Genomic DNA, 4,700 nt, shown 5'->3' with positions numbered 1-4,700 from the left:
GATCAATCCGATCTTCTGACAAATTTAAAATCAAAATACTTTGTGACTTTGATCACTTTTGATTTTTTTTGAAATTCGAATTAAATACTTGCGATGATCAATATCACGTTTTGTGTTGAGTTGTGGTGGATTTAAAGTGTGACTTGGGTCTGCTTTTGTTTTTTGTGAAAGTTTGTGACGGAATTGGTGAGATAAATGCTATCTAGATCTTTCGATAGATTGTATCTATAAGATTCTTTTCGGCGCACTTCACGGAGCACGCCTAATTAGTTGATGAAAGGGTAAATAAAGAGAGTCGCCACACGGTTCTTCTTGTGATTCCCAACTCTCTACTTAATCACTGTTCTTAATCATCGTTGCTATTAGTATGATAGTCGAGGTAGTCATGAGCTTGCTCGCGTCCCATATATCTTGCCAACGTCTTTTCTTGAACATCGCGCAAATCCACCATAATCAATCCATCTAGAGCGTTATTGAATGCAGGGTCGACGTTGAAGCATACCAGCTTGCCATTGAGGCTTAAGTACTGACGCAGCAAAACGGGCACTCCTTTCCCTTCATCGATTCTGGCAATGACACGTGACAATAGCTGTAAATCACCCAGAGCGGTGAGCATGCTGGTATTCCAGTCACGGTGGTGCTCAGGAAGTGGGTTAGAAGGCGTGACGTATTCTGCGCAATTGTTGTCGTAGTGGTGCAGTGTCATTGATTGAGCCAGTAATTGACGTGCAGTATCGCTATAGTCGTTGCTAATACTGACTGGGCCAAATAAGTGCGTGTAATCAGGATTTTGATGAACGAAGGTTGCGATGCCTTTCCACAGCAACAGTAGCGCGCTCATGCTCTTCTGATATTGCTGTGCAATCACTGAGCGCCCCATTTCGATGGATTTACCCATTTGGTCTATAAAGCGTTGGTCATAGTTAAACAACGTTCGTGAATACAGACCTGCTACGCCGCGCTTTTCAATCAGTTGATCAACCAGACCTAAACGATACGCGCCCACCAAGCATTGATTCTCTCTGTCCCACACAAACAGATGCAGGTAATCATGATCGAAATGGTCAATGTCTATTGCTAGTCCCGTCCCTTCGCCAACTTGTCGGAAATTGAGCTCACGTAGGCGACCAATTTCATGCAGTAGGGAAGGGATATTCTGCGACTCCGTGCAGTAGACATCGAACTCACCACTTGTTAGCAGCTTGGACTCTTTTGGTAAGTTGTTCAGTTCTTCAAGCAATTCGCCTACGGGTAACCCTGCCGCTATTGGTGAGAGCCGTTCTGATGAGGAAGAGGGCTTCACCGATTGGATTTCACGATTGAGTAAGTAAGTGTTGAGCCGCAAATAGTTCACCACTTGATCATCGCTAAGTGTGTTGATCTCTTTGAATTTGATTGATTGGCCAAAAGATAAATCAATGGTTTGCGCATGTTTGTTTAGCAACTCTCGACCAAGCAGTAGGGTACGCAAAAGTGGATGGATTTTCCCTGCCATATAGAAGCGTTTCGAGTTCTGGCCACTGATGAATACTGGAACTGTCGTTGCTTTGTTTTTGCGAATTAGGCTACTTACGCTTCGACTCCACGCTTTGTCTTCCAAGCGTTGCTGTTTGGCATCGACTAACTGGGACACTTCACCGGCAGGAAAGACAAGCAATAAGCCGCCACTTGCTAGGTGTTTATTAGCCGCTCTGAGGGCCTTCATATTCGATTTGACGGCGTCTTTGCCTTCAAACACATCGACACCAATGAAGAGCTGATCTAACTCCGGCACGGTTTTCAGGTATTGATTGGCTAGAATTTGGATATCGTCTCGTACCATCAACAAGAGTTCGGCCAAGATGACGCCTTCCACACAACCAAGCGGGTGGTTCGCCACAATGACGGTAGCACCTTGTTTAGGTACTGAGTCGAGTGAACCATGAGCAATGCGATAATCGATACCTAAGATATCCAGCGTGAAGCGGAGAAAAGTTTTGGTATCGGCATTAACGGGGCGTTGGGCGTAGAACTTATCAAGTTGGTTTAAACCGGTTGCCCATTCAGCAACGTTTTCACCAATGCCAAACGGCGTTTTACGAGGGAGACGAAAAGGGGTCGAACTATCCATATTTACCTCAGCGTACAAGTGGCTGATCGGATAGTAGAAATTACAGATGACAGTTCAGAGGCAAAAGCATGAGCCTTTGGTGACAAACTAATGAAGCTTTATTGACTAAAGAAAACGGTATATCACTGTGCTATGAATCAAAACTCGCGTTACGTCTCCCTCTTAAAACAATAGATAGGCTATCTTATCTAGAGCAAAGATTAAGCTAAGTTGATATTTATCAGGGGGAAATAATGGAACGAGTTTCCAATAAAGCAGCACTTTGGATTGGGCTAAGTTTGATACTTGGTCTTGGCACCCTTGGCTATTTTATGCAGCAGACGGCGGTGAAATACCGAGCCTATGAAAGAGTCGTGACAGTAAAAGGTTTGTCGGAGCGTGAGTATCCTGCTGATACGGTGATTTGGCCGATTCAATTTACTCTAGCGAGTAATGATATGGGGGCCATGTTTGATGAAATTGACCAGCAAACCCGTTTGATTTTGGACTTTCTAAGTGCCAAAGGGCTTCCTGAAACCAGCGTTTCCCTTTCTTCCCCAGCGGTCATTGACAGAAAAGCACAGCAATATGGGAGCGAGCAAGACATTGAGTATCGTTATTTGGCCTCGCGAACCGTTACGGTTTACAGCCAGAGTGTTGATGTTGTTCGAGCGGCAATCAATGAAATAGGTGAGCTAGGAAAACAAGGCGTTTTGCTTAACCAAGATCCTTATGCAAATCGTGTTGAGTACAGCTTTACTAAGCTGAATGATGTGAAGCCAGACATGATCGAAGAAGCGACTAAGAATGCGCGTGAAGTGGCTGAGAAATTTGCGAAAGACTCACAGAGTTCACTGGGTAAGATCAAACGTGCAACTCAAGGGCAGTTCTCGATTTATGACCGAGACAGCAACACGCCTTACATTAAGAAAGTACGAGTGGTATCGACAGTTCAATATTACTTATCTGATTAAAGTTACGCTCATATAGCCAATAGTTGGTCGTTCCATCACCTTCTATTTGTAGAGGTATCTATGCTCTGTGATAGGGAAATCAGTCTTCGATGACGCTATATACAAGTACTTTTTTATAAAACTAAGTTCTTAACAGTGATGAGGGGAGTTTGATAATAATCAAGCTCACTTGTTTCTTATGAGCGTAAGTTAGTATGACTTACTGCTAGAAGGAATTAGTATCATGGCATACAAGCACTTTATTAGAGAACTACTGGGTTTAGCGATCGTTGTCTCTGTCGTCTTTGGCGTTTTAGGTGTGATGTTAGAGCTCTTTGCACTGACGGCACTCTGGGAGCATCAGCAAGCGATAGCCGATGTATTCTTCCATGAATCTCTCTACTTTGTCGTATTTTTAATCCCACCATACTTCCTTTGGAAGTTGATTAACCGCCCTGAATTGGTTTCTGCTGACCAAGCTTATTTAGCAATGAAATTAGAGGCTGAAAGTCGACGATAAGCCGATTGAGTGAGGAGTGAAAAGAAGAGGCTATGAGAAACATCAGCCTCTTTTCTAACTGATTAGTGAGCAAAGTATTCGTTGCTTTATTGATTAAAAAGCTGCTTCTATTGTGCCTTTGAACGTGCGATCGAGATAATCACGAATTGCTTGAGATTGGTAAATAGAAACAAATTTTTTATACGCTTCATTATTTTTGTCTGCGTCACGAGTAGCGATGACCATGACGGCCAGTGGTGCGTCTTTTGCTTCAAGATAGATACTTTGTTTCTTCGGGTCTAAACCAGAAGACATTACGTAGTTCATTGTAATCGCAGCCGCGTCTACATCATCCAATGTTCGTGGTAACTGGGCGGCATCTACCTCGACAAATTCAAACGACTTTGCATTTTTTGTAATATCAGTTAGGGCGGCTTTGTGGCCAACACCTTGTTTAAGCTCAATTAAACCTGCATTGGCGAGTAGCAATAGACCGCGACCACCATTAGTTGGATCGTTTGGAATTGCTATGCGTGCATTGTTTGGAAGCTCTTGCAATGAGCGATACTTGTTAGAATAAAGTCCCATGCGCATCAAAATGGATTGACCAATCGACACTAATTGGGCGTCATGACTATTGTTGAAGTTGTCTAAAAATGGTTGGTGCTGATAGCTGTTAATGTCGATGCTACCATCGCTAAGCGCGGCATTGGGTGTCACGTAATCAGAAAACTCGATGACTTCTACATTCAAGCCTTGCTTCGCTGCTTCCTTCGCTACTGCTTCAACTACTTGAGCATGAGGCCCTACGGTTGCTCCCACTTTTATGACAGAGTCATCTTTTTTTCCACAAGCACTTAAGCCAACTACTGCCGTGAGAACCAAAGCTAGCTTCTTTAGGTGACGAATACTTTTCATTGTAACTCCATTTTCATTTTAGACGTCCATACGTTTACATGTCCATCCTATCAGAAGTCGAAAAAGGGTCAATGGTTTAAATAGCTAGCAGACATTTTGTTTCTATTGCTCGTATAGAAAGCCAGATAATAGTTAAAGAAGAGGGGAAGAGGAAAAGCTATTACGAGGCTAGTGACGAGTTACCGCAACCGAAACTGTACCCAAAGATATAAGATACAAAAAAGGCGTAGTAGGTATTAAC

4 protein-coding genes are annotated in these 4,700 nt (G+C 43.2%); 2 read left to right on the top strand and 2 right to left on the bottom strand.

The genetic code is table 11. The features are described from left to right. Window positions 1–346: 346 nt before the first annotated feature. On the bottom strand, window positions 347–2,110 hold the full coding sequence (locus tag CAG69_RS12845) for a lysophospholipid acyltransferase family protein (protein ID WP_161444529.1): 1,764 nt from the start codon (window positions 2,108–2,110) through the stop codon (window positions 347–349). A gap of 233 nt (window positions 2,111–2,343) precedes the next feature. Here CAG69_RS12845 and CAG69_RS12840 point away from each other — a divergent pair, with 233 nt between their 5' ends. Both CAG69_RS12840 and CAG69_RS12835 read left to right on the top strand, forming a co-directional pair. Then, window positions 2,344–3,063 carry an SIMPL domain-containing protein gene (locus CAG69_RS12840; protein WP_161444528.1) on the top strand — a complete coding sequence of 240 codons (720 nt, stop codon included), beginning with the start codon at window positions 2,344–2,346 and terminating at the stop codon, window positions 3,061–3,063. A 223-nt stretch (window positions 3,064–3,286) separates the two neighbouring features. Next, window positions 3,287–3,562 (top strand): D-fructose-6-phosphate amidotransferase, encoded by a 276-nt coding sequence (locus CAG69_RS12835; RefSeq protein ID WP_161444526.1) that lies wholly within the window; start codon window positions 3,287–3,289, stop codon window positions 3,560–3,562. A gap of 93 nt (window positions 3,563–3,655) precedes the next feature. Here the strand turns inward: CAG69_RS12835 and CAG69_RS12830 are convergent, their stop codons facing one another. Beyond that, on the bottom strand, window positions 3,656–4,459 hold the full coding sequence (locus tag CAG69_RS12830) for a MetQ/NlpA family ABC transporter substrate-binding protein (RefSeq protein ID WP_161444524.1): 804 nt from the start codon (window positions 4,457–4,459) through the stop codon (window positions 3,656–3,658). Window positions 4,460–4,700: the final 241 nt, after the last annotated feature.

The organism is Vibrio sp. V43_P6S15P86, assembly GCF_009904725.1.
Classification (GTDB): Bacteria; Pseudomonadota; Gammaproteobacteria; order Enterobacterales; family Vibrionaceae; genus Vibrio; species Vibrio diabolicus.
Note: the sequence above shows the minus strand (reverse complement) of the source record. Positions and strands in the feature narration are given on the sequence as shown.